The sequence below is a fragment of the Streptomyces sp. NPDC025784 genome (genome assembly GCF_055558435.1).
The window spans coordinates 121,811-138,304 of the sequence record NZ_JBVHMN010000001.1; the positions used below are offsets into that span (position 1 = coordinate 121,811).

Sequence of the window (16,494 nt, forward strand, 5' to 3'; positions counted from 1 at the left end):
ACTGCGCCGCCCCCACGCCGAGGCCGCCGACGGCGCGCACCCCCACGGGAGAGTCCAGCCGCTCGGCGAAGGGCCACGGGTGGTGCGCGGGCGGCAGACGAACCCGGCCGCAGGCCGGGCAGGCCCCGCGGCCGGAGCGCACCCCCGCAGACCAGCCAGGCACCGCAGGAAGCCCCGACAAGCCCAGGGGACCGTCACCGCAGGCTGCGCACATCCAGATGCCGAAGCACGCGGTCGACGACCTCGGGGTCCGCCCCGGGCTCACTGCGCGCGGCCAGCACCTCGTGCCGCGCCGCACTCAGCATCTCCGCCTGGATCCGCCGCATCCGCTTCAACCGCCGTGCCCGCTGCTCGTACGCCTCGCGGCGCTCCTCGTCCCCCATGTCGGGGCTGATCCGCACGCCGATGTCGTGGGCCCGCCGCAGCAACTGCTCGGAGACCTCCTCGGGAAGCTCCTCCACGTCCTCGATCTCCCGCAGCCGCGTCTTCGCGGCCTTCGCGGCACGGATCGCCAGCTCCTTCTCGAAGGCCTTCTCGACGTCCTCGTCGGCCCGCACCCCGAGCTTCTTCACCAGCCACGGCAGGGTGAGCCCCTGGAGCACCAGCGTCGCCATGATCACCCCGAAGGCGATGAACACGATCTCGTCGCGGTCGGGAAAGGGCGACCCGTCGTCCATCTCCCGCGGGATCGCCAGGGCCAGGGCCACGGAGGCGACGCCCCGCATTCCGGCCCACCACATCACGACGGTCTCCCGCCAGGACGTCGGGATCTCCTCGTCGTAGTCACGCTTGGCGTGCAGCCGCTTGGTCAGCCAGGTCGCGGGCAGCAGCCAGGCCAGCCGTACGAACACGACGACGGCGACGATCGTGGCGGACCAGCCGAGCATCTCGTCCCAGCGTCCCGCCGCCGTCCTGATGGCGTTGTGCAGTTCGAGCCCGATGAGCCCGAACGCGACGCCGGTCACGAGCGTGTCCACCACGTCCCAGACCGTCGATCCGGTCAGCCGCGTCAAGACGTCGTCGGCGTCGAGCGCGTACTCGGCCAGGAACAGCGCGGTGGTGAGCACCGCCAGCACCCCGGAACCGTGGAGTTCCTCGGCAAGGACGTACGAGGCGTACGGCACGAGCAGTGTCAGGCCGATCTGCAGGGTGGCGTCGCCGAGCAGGGACATCAGCTTGTTCGCGGCCCAGCCGAGCGCCACTCCGACGGCGACCGCGACGACCGCGGACAGCACGAGGTCGAGCCCCGCCGCCCAGGGCGAGAAGGTGCCGCTCACCGCGGCCGCGATCGCGACGTGGTAGAGCACGATGGCCGTCACGTCGTTGAAGAGGCCCTCCCCCTCCAGGATCGACACCAGGCGGCGCGGCAGCCCGAGCTGGCCGGCCACGGCGGTCGCCGCGACCGGGTCGGGCGGCGCCACCAGCGCGCCGAGCGCCACCGCGGCGGCGAGCGGCAGCCCCGGCACGATGGCGTGGGCGACGGCGGCCACGGCCAGGGTGGTCACGAACACCAGCGCGACGGCGAGCAGGAAGATCGGACGGATGTTGGCGGCGAACTGTCTCCACGAGGTGCGCCGCACCGCCGCGTAGAGCAGGGGCGGCAGCAGCGCGGGCAGGATCAGGTCCGGCGGGATGTCCACGTTGGGGACGAAGTCCGGAAGGGCCAGCGCGATCCCGAGGAGGGTCATCAGCACCGGCGCGGGCAGCCCGAACCGGTCCCCCACCGGGACGCTCACCACGGCCCCGAGCAGCATGACGAACAGCAGGGCCAACTGATCCACGGTCAGCGCTCCGGCAGCTCTAGGAGATCAAGGACAGGCAGACCCCAAGCCTGCCATGCCCTAGGGACGATCCCCCGCTACAGGACCTTGCGCATCGCCAGGTGCGGGATGCCGGCGTCCGGGAACTCCGCCCCGTACGCCACATACCCCAGCCGTTCGTAGAACCCCAGGGCGTGGGTCTGCGCGTGCAGGTCGACCGCGGACAGTCCGCGCGCGCGGGCGGCGTCCTCGATGGCGCCCACGAGCGCGGCACCGACACCGAGGCCACGTGCCTCACGGGTCACGGCGAGCCGCCCTAGCGAGCCGACCGTGAGGTCGCCGCCGGTCTTCGCGGACGCGGCCTCGCCGTACAGCAGCCGACCGGTGCCGAGCGCCGTGCCGTCCGCGCGGACGGCCAGTACGTGCAGCGCCGTGGCGTCGTAGGCGTCGTACTCGATGTCCTCGGGGACGCCCTGCTCGCCGACGAAGACCTCCTTGCGCACCGCGAAGCAGGCCTCGCGGTCGGCGGGGTCCTCGGCGACCCGCACCACGTACTCGGTGCTCACGCGTAGCTCTCCTCGCGGACCTTGTCGAGCGCCTTCTGGAGATCATCGGGGTAGTCGCTGGCGAACTCCACCCACTGGCCGTCCCCGGGGTGCTCGAAGCCGAGCCGCACCGCGTGCAGCCACTGCCGGGTGAGGCCGAGCCGCTTGGCGAGCGTCGGGTCCGCGCCGTAGGTCAGGTCGCCGACGCACGGATGGCGGTGGGCCGCCATGTGGACGCGGATCTGGTGGGTGCGCCCCGTCTCCAGCTTGACGTCGAGCAGCGAGGCCGCGCGGAACGCCTCGACCAGGTCGTAGTGCGTGACCGAGGGCTTGCCCTCGGCCGTGACCGCCCACTTGTAGTCGTGGTTCGGGTGGCGTCCGATGGGGGCGTCGATGGTGCCGCTGGTCGGGTCCGGGTGGCCCTGGACGAGCGTGTGGTAGCGCTTGTCGACCGTGCGCTCCTTGAACTGGCGCTTCAGCGACGTGTACGCGTACTCCGACTTGGCGACCACCATCAGGCCCGAGGTGCCCACGTCGAGGCGGTGCACGATGCCCTGGCGCTCCGAGGCGCCGGAGGTCGAGATGCGGTACCCGGCGGCCGCGAGACCGCCGATCACGGTCGGGCCCGACCAGCCGGGGCTGGGGTGCGCGGCCACGCCGACCGGCTTGACGATCACGACCACGTCGTCGTCGTCGTGCACGATCTCCATGCCCTCGACCGGCTCGGCGACGATCTGCACGGGCGCGGGCGCCTGCGGCATCTCCACCTCGAGCCAGGCGCCGCCGCGCACGCGCTCGGACTTGCCGACCACGGAGCCGTCCACCGCGACCTTGCCCGCGGCGGCCAGCTCGGCGGCCTTCGTGCGGGAGAAGCCGAACATGCGGGAGATGGCGGCGTCGACGCGCTCGCCCTCCAGGCCGTCGGGCACGGGCAGGGTACGGATCTCGGGAAGCGTGCTCACCCGTCGAGTATGCCGGAAGGCTCGGACAGCCCCTGACCACGGGCCGAACATCAGTGCCCTTGCGCGGTGTCCCCGCCACCGGGCGAAGGCCGCCGCCGGGGCCCGGCCCGCCCGCCGTCGGGGCGTCCGGGCGATCGGGGGAGCGCCGCGCGTCAGTCCTTGTGGACCGTGCCGTCCGGGTCGAGTCCGCGGAAGGACAGCAGCACGATCAGGATGCCGCCGCACACGATCGCCGAGTCGGCGAGGTTGAAGACCGCGAAGTGCTTGGGGGCGATGAAGTCCACGACCGCGCCCTCGAAGACGCCCGGCGAGCGGAAGATCCGGTCGGTCAGGTTGCCCAGTGCGCCGCCGAGCAGCAGGCCCAGCGCGATCGCCCAGGGCAGGCTGTAGAGCTTGCGCGCGAGCCGGGCGATGACCACGATCACGGCCGCGGCGATCACCGTGAAGATCACCGTGAAGGCCTCTCCGAAGCCGAAGGCCGCGCCCGCGTTGCGGATCGCCTCGAACTTCAGCCAGTCCCCGATGATCTCGATCGAGTCGTGGTGCTCCAGCTTCGCGACCACGATCATCTTGCTGACCAGGTCGAGGGCGTACGCGAGGACGGCGACCGCGAAGAGCACGGCGATCCGGCGCCTGCCCCTCGACTGCCCGTCCGCGGACGGCGCCCCGTCCGCGCCGGCGTCCGAGGCGTCCGGGGAGGGCCGCCCGGCATCCTCGGCGGACCGTTCGGCCGGCACCTGCTCGCCGGAACCGGACCGGCCGCCCGACGCCGCCTTCTCGTCGGACTGCTCCGGCTCGGCCCCCGCCGCCCCTGGGATGTCCGGCGTACCGATGATGCGCTCCGCCTCTGCCACGTGAGTGAGTCCCTCGACCTAGGTTCCTGACTGAGGACGAGAGTACGGCACGCCCCGCGCGGCCCACGTGCTCAGGAGCACTCCCACGCGGTTCAGTACCGGCGTTCCTGCTTCTGCTTGCACTCGACGCACAGGGTGGCGCGCGGGAAGGCCTGCATACGGGCCTTGCCGATCGGATCGCCGCAGCTCTCGCAGAGCCCGTACGTCCCCGTCTCCAGGCGCTCCAGGGCCCGCTCGGTCTGCTCCAGCATCTCGCGCGCGTTGGCCGCGAGCGCCATCTCGTGCTCGCGGGTGATGTTCTTCGTGCCCGTGTCCGCCTGGTCGTCGCCGGCGCCGTCGCCGGAGTCGCGCATCAGTCCCGCGAGCGCCTCCTCGGACGACGAGATCTCGGTGCTCAGCCGCAGCGCCTCCGACTGGAGCTCCGCGCGGGCCTCCTCGACCTCCTCGGAGGTCCAGGGGTCCTCACCGGGGCGCACCGCGAGCTCGCCGGGCTCCACCGCGCCGACCCGCGCCTTGGGGACGGCCGTGGGCTTCTTCGCCGCCGTGGCCGTGCCAGGAGTCTTCTTCGCAACCACTGTCGTGGCTCCCGTCGTCTTCGCGGCATGGGCCGCGCCCTCGGCCGCGGAAGCGACCGCCTTCTTCGCCGTGCGAGTGCTCTTCTTCGCCGTACCGCTGCTCTTCCTGGCCGCGGCGCCCTTCGCACGGGTCCTCTTCGCGGCGCCGCCTTCCGCCGCGGCGCCGGCCCCTGTCTCCTCCGGGGCCTTCTCCGCCGCCGCGGAGGGCTCCGCCGCCGCCTTCCCGGATCCCGGCTCCCGGGCGTCCGCCTTCTTCGCGGCCGCCTTCCTGCCGGTCACCGCCTTCTTGGCCGCCTTCTTCCCGGCCGCCGCCTTCTTGGCGTCCGCCTTCTTGCCGTCCGCCTTCTTGGTGGCCACCTTCTTGCCGTCCGCCTTCCCGGGGGCGGTCCCACCGGCCGCGGGCTTCGATCCGGAGACCGTCTTCACGGGCCGGGCCTCGTGGGACACGGGTGCCCCCGTGGCGCTCTTCTTCCCACCCACGTCCTTGGCCGCCAAAACCGTGGATCTGCCGGACGCCGACTGCTGTACGGCGGTCTTCTTCGCCACCATGGCCGCGGCCCCTTCACATACTGTGATCTTGCTCGCGAATCGTGCTGGGACGATAAATCGACTTCCGGCCCACGGCAACGGGGCACGCCATCGATTCGTCCGCCCCGCGGGTCCCGCGCGGCAAGCCTGCCTGCGTTGTGCCCAGCTCCCCGCCGGGTAATCCGCCGGGCCCCGCGTCCCAGGATCCGGACGGTCCCGCCTCGCCATTCGGGTCACCCCGCGGGCCGCCCGGACACCCGGTAAACCGGTCGGCCGCTGTCCCCGCGGCGCCGTACACTGGGCGGAGCGAGAAGCGTGGATGGGGACGAGTAGCGGCGTACGCGGCCAGGAGCGACCCGGGGACGGTGGAAGCCCGGGGGTCAGCGCGACGTGAAGATCACCCCGGAGCCGCCGGAAGAACACCCCGCAGGGGCCAGTAGACCCGGTATCGCGACCCCAATGAGGGGGCTCACCGGTGCGAACGGCGCACCGGGGAGCCAAGGAGGGTGGTACCGCGGGAGCGCGCCGCACACGGCGTCCGTAGCAGAACAGGCTCTCGTCCCTCCGACGGAAGGCAGAACGTCCGCCGGAGGAAGCTCGCCGATGAAACCGACGCAGTACCGCCAGGTGCCCGCCCAGGTCGACCTGCCCGCGCTCGAGCACGCCGTGCTCGACTTCTGGCGCGAGCAGAAGATCTTCGCCAAGAGCCTTGAGCAGTCCGAGGGCCGCCCCGAGTGGGTGTTCTACGAGGGCCCGCCCACCGCCAACGGCATGCCGGGCGCCCACCACATCGAGGCGCGCGTCTTCAAGGACGTCTTCCCCCGCTTCCGCACCATGCGCGGCTATCACGTGGCCCGCAAGGCCGGCTGGGACTGCCACGGCCTGCCGGTGGAGCTGGCGGTCGAGAAGGAGCTCGGCTTCAGCGGCAAGAAGGACATCGAGGCGTACGGCATCGCCGAGTTCAACGCCAGGTGCCGCGAGTCCGTGCTGCGCCACACCGACGCCTTCTCCGACCTGACGACCCGCATGGGCTACTGGGTCGACCTGGACGACGCCTACGTCACGATGGACCCCGAGTACATCGAGTCGGTCTGGTGGTCGCTCAAGGAGATCTTCGACAAGGGTCTGCTGGTCCAGGACCACCGCGTCGCCCCCTGGTGCCCGCGCTGCGGCACCGGCCTGTCCGACCACGAGCTGGCGCAGGGCTACGAGACGGTCGTCGACCCGTCCGTGTACGTCCGTTTCCCGCTCACCTCCGGTCCGCTGGCCGGCCGGGCCTCGCTCCTGGTGTGGACGACGACCCCCTGGACGCTCGTCTCCAACACCGCCGTCGCCGCGCACCCCGACGTCACCTATGTCGTCGCCACGAACGGCGAGGAGCAGCTCGTCGTCGCCGAGCCGCTCGTCGAGAAGGCCCTCGGCGAGGGCTGGCAGACCACCGGCGAGTCCTTCACGGGCGCCGAGATGGAGCGCTGGAACTACCAACGGCCGTTCGAGCTGGTGGAGTTCCCGGCTCCGGCGCACTTCGTGGTGAACGCCGAGTACGTCACCACCGAGGACGGCACGGGTCTGGTCCACCAGTCCCCCGCCTTCGGTGAGGACGACCTCAAGGTGTGCCGCGCGTACGGCCTGCCCGTGGTCAACCCGGTGCGCCCCGACGGCACCTTCGAGGAAGATGTCCCGATGATCGGCGGCGTCTTCTTCAAGAAGGCCGACGAGAAGCTCACGGAGGACCTCGACACCCGGGGCCTGCTGTTCAAGCACATCCCGTACGAGCACAGCTACCCGCACTGCTGGCGCTGCCACACCGCGCTGCTCTACTACGCGCAGCCGTCCTGGTACATCCGCACCACGGTCGTCAAGGACCGTCTCCTCGAGGAGAACGAGAAGACCAACTGGTTCCCGGAGTCGGTCAAGCACGGCCGCTTCGGCGACTGGCTGAACAACAACATCGACTGGGCGTTGTCCCGCAGCCGCTACTGGGGCACCCCGCTCCCGCTGTGGCGCTGCGAGGAGGGCCACCTCACCTGTGTCGGCTCCCGCGCGGAGCTCAGCGAGCTGACGGGCACCGACCAGTCCGCCCTGGACCCGCACCGGCCGTACATCGACGCGGTCACCTTCGCCTGCCCGCAGGACGGCTGCGGCAGCACGGCGACCCGCGTCCCGGAGGTCATCGACGCCTGGTACGACTCGGGTTCGATGCCGTTCGCGCAGTGGGGCTACCCGTACAAGAACAAGGAGCTGTTCGAGAGCCGCTACCCGGCGCAGTTCATCTCCGAGGCCATCGACCAGACCCGCGGCTGGTTCTACACGCTGATGGCCGTCGGCACCCTCGTCTTCGACAAGTCGTCGTACGAGAACGTCGTCTGCCTGGGCCACATCCTCGCCGAGGACGGACGCAAGATGTCCAAGCACCTGGGCAACATCCTTCAGCCGATCCCGCTGATGGACCAGCACGGTGCGGACGCGGTGCGCTGGTTCATGGCGGCCGGCGGCTCCCCGTGGGCGGCCCGTCGCGTGGGCCACGGCACCATCCAGGAGGTCGTCCGCAAGACGCTCCTCACGTACTGGAACACGGTCGCCTTCCAGGCCCTGTACGCCCGCACCTCCGACTGGGCGCCCAGCGAGGCCGATCCGGCCCCGGCGGACCGCCCGGTGCTCGACCGCTGGCTGCTCTCCGAACTCCACGCGCTCACCGACCAGGTGACGCAGGCGCTGGAGGCGTACGACACCCAGCGCGCCGGAAAGCTGCTCTCGGCGTTCGTCGACGACCTGTCCAACTGGTACGTGCGCCGCTCGCGCCGCCGCTTCTGGCAGGGCGACAAGGCCGCGCTGCGCACGCTGCACGAGGTCGTCGAGACGGTCACGCGGCTGATGGCCCCGCTGACCCCGTTCATCACCGAGCGGGTCTGGCAGGACCTCGTCGTCCCGGTCACGCCGGGCGCCCCCGAGTCCGTCCACCTGTCGTCCTGGCCGGAGGCGGACCTGTCCGCGATCGACCCCGAGATGTCGCGGCAGATGGTGCTCGTGCGCCGTCTCGTGGAGCTCGGCCGCGCCACGCGCGCGGAGTCGGGCGTCAAGACCCGGCAGCCGCTGTCCCGGGCGCTGGTCGCCGCGTCGGGCTTCGACGTCCTCGACCCCGAGCTGCACGCCCAGATCACCGAGGAGCTGAACGTGAGCTCGCTCGCCTCGCTCTCCGAGGTCGGCGGATCACTTGTGGACACCACCGCCAAGGCGAACTTCCGGGCGCTCGGCAAGCGCTTCGGCAAGGGTGTCCAGGCCGTGGCGAAGGCCATCGCCGAGACGGACGCGGCGGCGCTCTCCCTCGCCCTGCGCGAGGGCACGGCGTCGGTCGAGGTCGACGGGGAGACGGTGACGCTGGCCCCGGACGAGGTCATCATCACGGAGACCCCCCGTGAGGGCTGGTCGGTGGCGTCCGACTCCGGTGCCACGGTCGCGCTCGATCTGGAGATCACCGAGGAGCTGCGGCAGGCCGGCCTCGCCCGTGACGCGATCCGGCTGATCCAGGAGTCCCGCAAGAACAGCGGGCTCGACGTGGCCGACCGGATCGCGCTGCGGTGGGTGTCCACGGACCCGGCCGTCATCGCGGCGCTCTCCGAGCACTCCGGACTCATCGCGGACGAGGTCCTCGCCACGGACTTCGCCCAGGGCGAGGCCGACGACTCCTACGGCGCCCCGTTCACGGACGAGTCCCTGTCCCTGACCTTCCGCCTCCGCAAGGCGTAACCCGCCGTCCCGGGTCCTCCGGGCCCCGGTGCCCCACCCCCGCTCCCCAGCGGCGGGCGGGTCGCCGGGGCCCTTTCTTTCGCCCGCTCCGCCCCTGCCCGTCCCGCCACGGGGATCCGCCCCGGACCCCGCTCCTCAAACACCGGAGGGGCTGATTTCAGCCCGTCCGGCGATTGAGGACGAGGCCGTTCAGGCCGATCGGGGGTCTGAGGGCGGAGCCCCCAGGTGTACGGGACGGGCAGGGGCGGAGCGGGCGAGAGAACCCGGGCCCCGCGCCCCGCGGGAGGACGCAAAAGGGCGGGGCCCCCGGAATCCCGGGGGCCCCGCCCTGAACGCTGCCGACGCCTAAGGCGTACTGAAGGCCGTCAGTTGTCGTCCTCGTCGATGAGGAACCCACGCATCGGCGAGGGAGCCTGCTGCATCGGCGACGGCCCCTGCGGCCGAACCGGAGCCATCGGCTGGGTCATGGCCGGCGACATCTGCTGCTGCCCACCGTAGGAGGGCGCGGCCGGCGCCGGCGCTCCACCCATGCCCTGGTTGCCACCGTAGGACGGCGCACCCGCACCGGCCGGAGCCATGGAGGGCGCGGACGGCGACGGCAGGGACGCGGCGGCCGGGGTACGCGGCGGGGCGAGCGAGTCGTCCGCCTGCGTCTCCAGCTGGCGCAGCTGCGACTCCAGGTAGGACTTCAGTCGCGTACGGTACTCGCGCTCGAAGCCGCGCAGGTCCTCGACCTTGCGCTCCAGCGTGGCGCGGGCGGACTCCAGGGAGCCCATCGCGACGCGGTGCTTCTCCTGCGCGTCCCGCTCCAGCGCGTCGGCCTTGGCACGGGCGTCCCGCTCCAGACCCTCGGCGCGGCTGCGAGCCTCACCGACGATCTTGTTGGCCTCGGAACGGGCCTCGGCGATCGCCTGGTCGGCGGTCTGCTGGGCCAGCGAGAGCACACGGGCGGCGCTGTCGCCGCCGGGACCCTGGCCGGGCTGCGGCATCTGCGGACCGTGACCGCCCATGGGGCCACCCATGGGACCGCCCATGGGGCCGCCCATCTGCTGCTGCATCTGCGGCTGCATCTGGCCGGGACCCTGGCCCATCGGCCCCTGACCCATCGGCCCCTGACCCATCGGGCCGGGACCCTGCGGACCGCCCTGGCCGCTGGGGCCCGCGGGCAGCTGCGGTGCACCGCTCGGCAGCTGGGGCGGGCCACCCATGGGGCCACCCATCTGCTGCTGCGGCGGGCCCGATATGCCGGCGGGCACAGGAGCGCCGGGACCTCGCATGCCCTGCGGCGGACCCTGCTGCTGGTCCTGCTGCTCGGGCGGCTTGCGCATGCCCTGCTGCTGGTTCTGCGCGGCGGCACGCGTGGCGGCGGCCAGCTTGGCGCGCAGGTCCTCGTTCTCGCGCAGCAGGCGCGTCAGTTCGGCTTCGACCTCGTCGAGGAAGGCATCGACCTCGTCCTCGTCATAGCCTTCTCGGAGGCGGACGGTCGTGAACTGCTTGTTCCGCACGTCCTCGGGGGTCAACGGCATCTCTTCACCTCAACGTAGTCGTCGGCATTCGGCAAGACCGTATCGTTCACAGCCGGCTCACGACGGAGATCAGGATGTAGACGATGATCATCAGTACGAAGAAGGACAGGTCAAGCGCCACGCCCCCGAGACGCAGCGGCGGGATGAACCGCCGCAGAAGCTTGAGCGGTGGATCGGTGACAGTGTAGGTGGCCTCCAGAACGACCACCATCGCCTTGCCGGGTTGCCATGAGCGGGCGAACTGGAAGACGTAGTCCATGACAAGCCGGAAAATCAGCACGATGAGGAAACACATCAGCGCGATGTAGAGAACCTGCCCGACCACGCTCATGATCCGTGCTTCCCTCTCCCCTGTTTCCCAGCTTTGTTTCCGGTCCTGCGTCTCAGCTCTGGTTGAAGAACCCGCCCTCTGCGATGCGGGCCTTGTCCTCCGCCGTGACATCGACGTTAGCAGGCGACAACAGGAACACCTTCTGCGTCACCCGCTCGATGCTGCCGTGGAGACCAAACACCAAACCGGCCGCAAAGTCGACAAGTCGCTTCGCATCTGTGTCATCCATCTCAGTCAGATTCATGATCACCGGGGTGCCTTCACGGAAGTGTTCCCCGATGGTACGGGCCTCGTTGTAGGTCCGGGGGTGCAGCGTGGTGATCCGGTACGGCTCTCGCTCGGACACGACCTTGGGCATGATCACCGGCGCGTTCTTCTCCAGGCTCTGACGTTCTTGTGTGATGGATGCCACGGGGGCGATTCGCGCCGGACGCCCGGATTCCGCGGGGAGCGAAGCGGAATGGGGCACCGGATCGTGCGGCGCCGGAGGCTGCACCACTCGTACCGAATCGTCCCTTTGGGACTGGTGTGCCTGATGTGACTGGTGTGACGGTTCATGCCGTCGCCGGTCCCGCTCGGGCTCCGGGTCGAGCTCGGGCTCGAAGTCGTCGTCGGGGTCGAATCCCCTGCCGTCGTACCCATCGTCCTCCACGAGGCCGAGGTAGACCGCCATCTTGCGCATCGCGCCGGCCATGCTCTGAGTCCTCCGCTCTGTGGTGGATCGGCTGACGAATTGCCAAGTGCCCGCGATCCACGTGGTCGTTATGCCCGCCTGTGGCGGAAATGACCATATTTTCTGCTGTGGTCCGACTTCTTGGCGACGTTACCGGAGCCTGGGTCGGACTCCGAGTACCGCAGTACCGACGCGTACATGTGTCGCTCCGGCTGCCACGGCCTGTTCGAGGTCCGAGCTCATCCCTGCCGAGACCATGTTCGCAGCCGGATGAGCGCTGCGCAGGACAGTCGACAAATCCATCAGCCGCTCGAACGCGGCCCGTTCACGTCCCGCGAACGGTCCGGTGAGCGGCGCGACGGTCATCAACCCGTCGAGTCGCAGCCCCGGGGACTCCGCGACGAGGTCGGCCAACTCTTCGATTCCCGCGACTCCCACACCCCCGCGCTCTCCCCGGCCGCTCTCCTCGGCGTCCAGTGCGACCTGGATGAGGCACCCCACTTCCCGCTCCGCCCGCACCGCCTCCTTCGACAAGGCTGTGACGAGCTTGGAACGATCGACGGACTGCACGACATGCGCGTAACCGACCACGGAACGCACCTTGTTGGTCTGCAACTGACCGACAAAATGCCACGAGAGGGGCAGATCCGAACACTCCGCGGCCTTGGGTGCCGCATCCTGGTCACGATTCTCGGCGACGTGACGCACACCGAGTTCCGACAGGATCCGCACATCGCTCGCGGGATAGGTCTTGGTGACCACGATCAGGGTCACCTCTTCGCGCTCCCGCCCGGCCGCCTTGCACGCGGCCGCGATGCGCTCCTCCACGTTCGCCAGATTCGCGGCGAGTTGAGCCTTACGTTCTGTCATGCCCCATCAGTCCAGCCAGACATAGCCCGCGAGCCGCCCCGTCGTGCGGTCGCGGCGGTACGAGAAGTGGTCCTGCGATTCGAGTGTGCACACCGGCGACTGCTCCCGGTCGCGCACCCCGAGCCGCTCCAACTGCGCGTGCACTCCGGCGGTCACGTCGACCGCGGGGGTGCCCCAGCTGGTCTCGGCGTACGCCGCCGGTTCGATCGCGGCGACCTCGGCGCGCATCTCCTCGGGCACTTCGTAGCAGCGTCCGCAGACCGCGGGTCCGGTCCGGGCGACGATCCGCCCCGCCTCGGCACCCAGTTCCACCATGGCCCGCACCACCGCGGGGACGACTCCGGCCACCATGCCGGGCCGTCCCGCGTGGGCGGCGGCCACCACCTCGGCCACCGGATCGGCGAGCAGCACGGGCGTGCAGTCCGCGGTGAGCACGGCGAGGGCGAGTCCGCGCCGCGTGGTGACGATCGCGTCGACCTCGGCCACCGGGCGGTCCCCCCACGGCGCGTCGACGACGGCCACGTCCGGTCCGTGCACCTGGTTCATCCAGACCACCCGGGCCGCGTCGAGTCCCAGTGACTCGGCGGCCCGTTCACGGTTGGAGCGCACGGCGGCGGGGTCGTCGCCGACCGCCCCGCCGAGGTTGAGCTCCTCGTACGGAACGGCGCTCACCCCGCCCCACCGGTCGGTGAAGGCGAAGTGCGCGCCGCTCACTGTGCTCGTTCGGGAGCGCTGCCCTATCACTTCAGGAAGTCCGGCACGTCCAGCTCTTCGGCCGGGCTGTCGGCGTAGGAGCGGGACGGCGGGACCGGCGGCGGGGCCTGGATCTCGCCGACCGGCTCGGGGGCGGGCTCCGGAGCGGCCTCCTTCGGCGTCACGCTGCCGAGCGAACCGAAGGACGGGCGGCTCTCGGTGGGCCGCACCGGTGCCGGCTCCTCGCGCTTCGCGGTGGACGACCCGAGGACGTTGTCCCGCTTCGCCGGGGGCTGGCCGCCGTCGAAGCCGGCGGCGATGACGGTGACCCGCACCTCGTCGCCGAGGGCGTCGTCGATGACCGCGCCGAAGATGATGTTGGCCTCCGGATGGGCGGCCTCGCTGACCAGCTGGGCGGCTTCGTTGATCTCGAACAGGCCGAGGTCGGAGCCGCCGGAGATGGAGAGCAGCACGCCGCGCGCGCCGTCGATGGAGGCCTCGAGGAGCGGCGAGGAGATCGCCATCTCGGCCGCCGCGACGGCCCGGTCGTCACCGCGGGCCGAGCCGATGCCCATGAGCGCGGAACCGGCCTCGGACATGACGGACTTGACGTCCGCGAAGTCGAGGTTGATCAGACCGGGCGTGGTGATGAGGTCGGTGATGCCCTGAACACCGGAGAGCAGGACCTGGTCCGCCGACTTGAAGGCGTCGAGGACGGAGACCTGGCGGTCCGAGATGGACAGCAGCCGGTCGTTCGGGATGACGATGAGGGTGTCGACCTCTTCGCGGAGTTCCGCGATGCCGTCCTCGGCCTGGTTGGCGCGGCGCCGTCCCTCGAAGGTGAACGGGCGCGTGACCACGCCGATGGTCAGGGCGCCGAGCGAGCGCGCGATGTTGGCCACGACGGGTGCGCCGCCGGTGCCGGTGCCGCCGCCCTCACCGGCGGTCACGAAGACCATGTCGGCCCCCTTGAGGACCTCTTCGATCTCCTCGCGGTGGTCCTCGGCGGCCTTGCGGCCGACGGCCGGGTTGGCGCCGGCGCCGAGTCCGCGGGTGAGTTCGCGGCCGACGTCGAGCTTGACGTCGGCGTCGCTCATCAACAGCGCCTGTGCGTCGGTGTTGATGGCGATGAACTCGACACCCTTGAGACCGACCTCGATCATCCGGTTGATGGCATTGACACCACCGCCGCCGACACCGATGACCTTGATGACTGCGAGGTAGTTCTGCGGTGCTGCCACGTCGAAGGCCTCTCGCCTCGAATTACGTTGCCGTCGTCCCACGGGTGCTCCGCGGTCCGACGGCTGATGCCGAATTGGGACGGTCCGAACGCCGACCCGAACCCTAACGCTGAAGTTTAGGGTTACCAGTGTGTCTGTTCCTTGGACTCTTCCGAACAGGACACTAAGTCGACAAGTGGCGCACGTTCAACGAACACGCCGAACCTCCCGTTTTTCTTTTCACCCTATGTGATCAGCCGTAGCGCTGCCCAACTAGGGTGCTGGCCTGCGCAGATGTGCGTCAACTCCCCGATGACGCAGGGGCGGTGGGAACGCTGACATCGAAGTGCCGGGCGTCGGGAGCGGCTTTCATGAGAGCGGTGAGTGCCCTGGCTTTGGCTCGCCCCTTCTCGCCGCTGCCCCAGTCGACGGTCCGGCCGCCCTTCAACTCCAGCCGGATCGAGTCGTAGGAACGGACTTTGACGGTGCTCGTGTCGCGGGCGACGGCGGCCGGGAGGTCGCCCGCGGCCCGCACCGCCTCGCGCACCAGCCGGTCGGTGCCGAAGCGGCGCAGGCCGGCCGACCGGGAAACCTTCAATTCCAGTGCGGGCACGCCCCGCGGAGCGTCGGAAACCGTCGCGAATCGCACACCCTTGGCGTCCACTTCGACGTATTTTGCGCCTTTTTCGATAATCAGGACGGGGGTGCGCTCAGTCACTTTCAGCCCGATTCCGTTCGGCCAGGAACGGACGACGTCGATCGAGTCAATTCGGGGCAATTCACGCCGCAGTCGTGCCGCAATCGCGTCCGTTTCGACAGAAATCAGCGGGGAACCGACCGGAACGTCGGCCGCCTTGCGCACCTGGTCCGCCGTCAGCACCTGCGTCCCCGACACCGTCACGCGGTCCACGCGCAGCCACTGCGAGCCGTAGAGGACCCAGACGGACGCGGCCCCGGCCACCACCGCGGAGGCCAAAAGGATGATGAGCTTACGAGGGCGACGCAGTCGCCCGACACGGGGCGGCCGGGGCGGGCCGGATTCCTGCTTCTGCCGTTCGCCGCGCTCGGCGGTGCTCGGTCCGGCCACGCTCCCTGCCTTCCCTCATACGGTCCTAGTGACGGCGAGAGGCGATCGCCTCGTACACCATGCCGACGAGCAGGTCGTCGGCGTCCCGGCGGCCGAACTCGCTGGCGGCGCGGGACATCTCGTACAGCCGGTGCGGGTCCGCGAGCACGGGGAGCACGTTCTGCTGCACCCACTGGGGCGACAGCTCCGCGTCGTCGACCAGCAGCCCGCCGCCGGCCTTGACCACCGGCTGGGCGTTCAGCCGCTGTTCGCCGTTGCCGATGGGCAGCGGGACGTACGCGGCGGGCAGCCCGACGGCGGAGAGTTCGGCGACGGTCATCGCGCCCGCACGGCAGAGCATCATGTCGGCCGCGGCGTACGCGAGGTCCATCCGGTCCACGTACGGTACCGGGATGTACGGGGGCATCCCCGGCATCTGATGCACCTGCGGCAGTTCGTTCTTCGGGCCGACCGCGTGCAGGATCTGGATGCCCGCCTGCTGGAGGTAGGGCGCCGCCTGCTGCACGACCTCGTTGAGGCGGCGGGCGCCCTGCGAGCCGCCGGAGACCAGCAGGGTCGGCAGGTTGGGGTCGAGCCCGAACGCGGCGCGGGCCTCGGGGCGCACGGCGGCCCGGTCGAGGGTGGCGATGGAGCGGCGCAGCGGGATGCCGATGTAGCGGGCCCCGCGGAGCTTGCTGTCGGGCGTGGAGACGGCGACCTGGGCGGCGTACCGCGACCCGATCTTGTTGGCCAGGCCGGGACGGGCGTTGGCCTCGTGGATGACGATCGGCACACCGAGGCGCTTGGCGGCGAGGTAGCCGGGCAGGGCGACGTACCCGCCGAAGCCGACGACGGCGTCCGCCTTGGTGCGCTCCATGATCTGCTCGGCCGCCTTGATGGTGCCGCGCAGCCGCCCGGGGACGGTGATCAGCTCGGGCGTGGGCTTGCGTGGCAGCGGCACGGCGGGAATCAGCGCGAGTTCGTAGCCGCGCTCCGGTACGAGGCGGGTCTCCAGACCGCGCTCCGTGCCCAGGGCCGTGATCCCCACGGTCGGGTCCTGCCTGCGCAGGGCGTCCGCGAGGGCGAGCGCGGGCTCGATGTGGCCGGCGGTCCCCCCGCCGGCGAGTACGACATGCACCGAAAT

Annotated in this window: 14 protein-coding genes; 1 reads left to right on the forward strand and 13 read right to left on the reverse strand. The window is 70.7% G+C overall.

Features of this window, described 5'->3' with window-relative positions:
* Window positions 1–194: 194 nt before the first annotated feature.
* From ACZ4IF_RS00520 to ACZ4IF_RS00540, 5 genes are all read right to left on the reverse strand, one after another.
* Window positions 195–1,781: a Na+/H+ antiporter gene (locus tag ACZ4IF_RS00520; protein WP_467558250.1), complete on the reverse strand. Its 1,587-nt coding sequence runs from the start codon at window positions 1,779–1,781 to the stop codon at window positions 195–197.
* Between the two features lie 77 nt (window positions 1,782–1,858).
* Complete coding sequence (locus tag ACZ4IF_RS00525; protein WP_467558252.1) at window positions 1,859–2,326, reverse strand: GNAT family N-acetyltransferase; 468 nt, start codon at window positions 2,324–2,326, stop codon at window positions 1,859–1,861.
* Window positions 2,323–3,267, reverse strand: coding sequence for an RluA family pseudouridine synthase (locus ACZ4IF_RS00530; RefSeq protein WP_467558254.1), 945 nt, complete (start codon window positions 3,265–3,267; stop codon window positions 2,323–2,325). Before ACZ4IF_RS00530 ends, ACZ4IF_RS00525 begins: the two co-directional genes overlap by 4 nt.
* Before the next feature lie 152 nt (window positions 3,268–3,419).
* Window positions 3,420–4,121 carry a signal peptidase II gene (gene lspA, locus ACZ4IF_RS00535; RefSeq protein ID WP_467558256.1) on the reverse strand — a complete coding sequence of 234 codons (702 nt, stop codon included), beginning with the start codon at window positions 4,119–4,121 and terminating at the stop codon, window positions 3,420–3,422.
* Window positions 4,122–4,213: 92 nt separating this feature from the next.
* A complete protein-coding gene (locus tag ACZ4IF_RS00540) occupies window positions 4,214–5,245 on the reverse strand; it encodes a TraR/DksA family transcriptional regulator (RefSeq protein ID WP_467558258.1) in 1,032 nt (343 codons plus the stop codon).
* Window positions 5,246–5,827: 582 nt separating this feature from the next.
* Here ACZ4IF_RS00540 and ileS point away from each other — a divergent pair.
* Window positions 5,828–8,971: an isoleucine--tRNA ligase gene (gene ileS / locus ACZ4IF_RS00545; protein WP_467558260.1), complete on the forward strand. Its 3,144-nt coding sequence runs from the start codon at window positions 5,828–5,830 to the stop codon at window positions 8,969–8,971.
* A gap of 365 nt (window positions 8,972–9,336) precedes the next feature.
* Here the strand turns inward: ileS and ACZ4IF_RS00550 are convergent, their stop codons facing one another.
* The 8 genes from ACZ4IF_RS00550 to murG form a co-directional block, all read right to left on the reverse strand.
* Window positions 9,337–10,497, reverse strand: coding sequence for a DivIVA domain-containing protein (locus tag ACZ4IF_RS00550; protein ID WP_467558262.1), 1,161 nt, complete (start codon window positions 10,495–10,497; stop codon window positions 9,337–9,339).
* Window positions 10,498–10,543: 46 nt separating this feature from the next.
* Complete coding sequence (locus ACZ4IF_RS00555; protein ID WP_028803186.1) at window positions 10,544–10,828, reverse strand: YggT family protein; 285 nt, start codon at window positions 10,826–10,828, stop codon at window positions 10,544–10,546.
* A 52-nt stretch (window positions 10,829–10,880) separates the two neighbouring features.
* Complete coding sequence (locus ACZ4IF_RS00560) at window positions 10,881–11,522, reverse strand: cell division protein SepF (protein ID WP_467558266.1); 642 nt, start codon at window positions 11,520–11,522, stop codon at window positions 10,881–10,883.
* A gap of 129 nt (window positions 11,523–11,651) precedes the next feature.
* The gene (locus ACZ4IF_RS00565) at window positions 11,652–12,371 is read right to left on the reverse strand and encodes a YggS family pyridoxal phosphate-dependent enzyme (RefSeq protein ID WP_467558268.1); all 720 of its coding nucleotides are present in this window, start codon (window positions 12,369–12,371) and stop codon (window positions 11,652–11,654) included.
* 6 nt (window positions 12,372–12,377) lie between these two features.
* The gene (gene pgeF / locus ACZ4IF_RS00570; protein WP_467558270.1) at window positions 12,378–13,115 is read right to left on the reverse strand and encodes a peptidoglycan editing factor PgeF; all 738 of its coding nucleotides are present in this window, start codon (window positions 13,113–13,115) and stop codon (window positions 12,378–12,380) included.
* Window positions 13,112–14,305, reverse strand: a complete 1,194-nt coding sequence (gene ftsZ, locus ACZ4IF_RS00575) for a cell division protein FtsZ (protein ID WP_359491289.1) — start codon at window positions 14,303–14,305, stop codon at window positions 13,112–13,114. The genes pgeF and ftsZ overlap by 4 nt, the downstream gene beginning before the upstream one ends.
* 280 nt (window positions 14,306–14,585) lie before the next feature.
* The gene (locus ACZ4IF_RS00580; RefSeq protein ID WP_467558272.1) at window positions 14,586–15,371 is read right to left on the reverse strand and encodes a cell division protein FtsQ/DivIB; all 786 of its coding nucleotides are present in this window, start codon (window positions 15,369–15,371) and stop codon (window positions 14,586–14,588) included.
* A 25-nt stretch (window positions 15,372–15,396) separates the two neighbouring features.
* Window positions 15,397–16,488, reverse strand: coding sequence for an undecaprenyldiphospho-muramoylpentapeptide beta-N-acetylglucosaminyltransferase (gene murG / locus ACZ4IF_RS00585; protein WP_095933706.1), 1,092 nt, complete (start codon window positions 16,486–16,488; stop codon window positions 15,397–15,399).
* Window positions 16,489–16,494 lie beyond the last annotated feature (6 nt).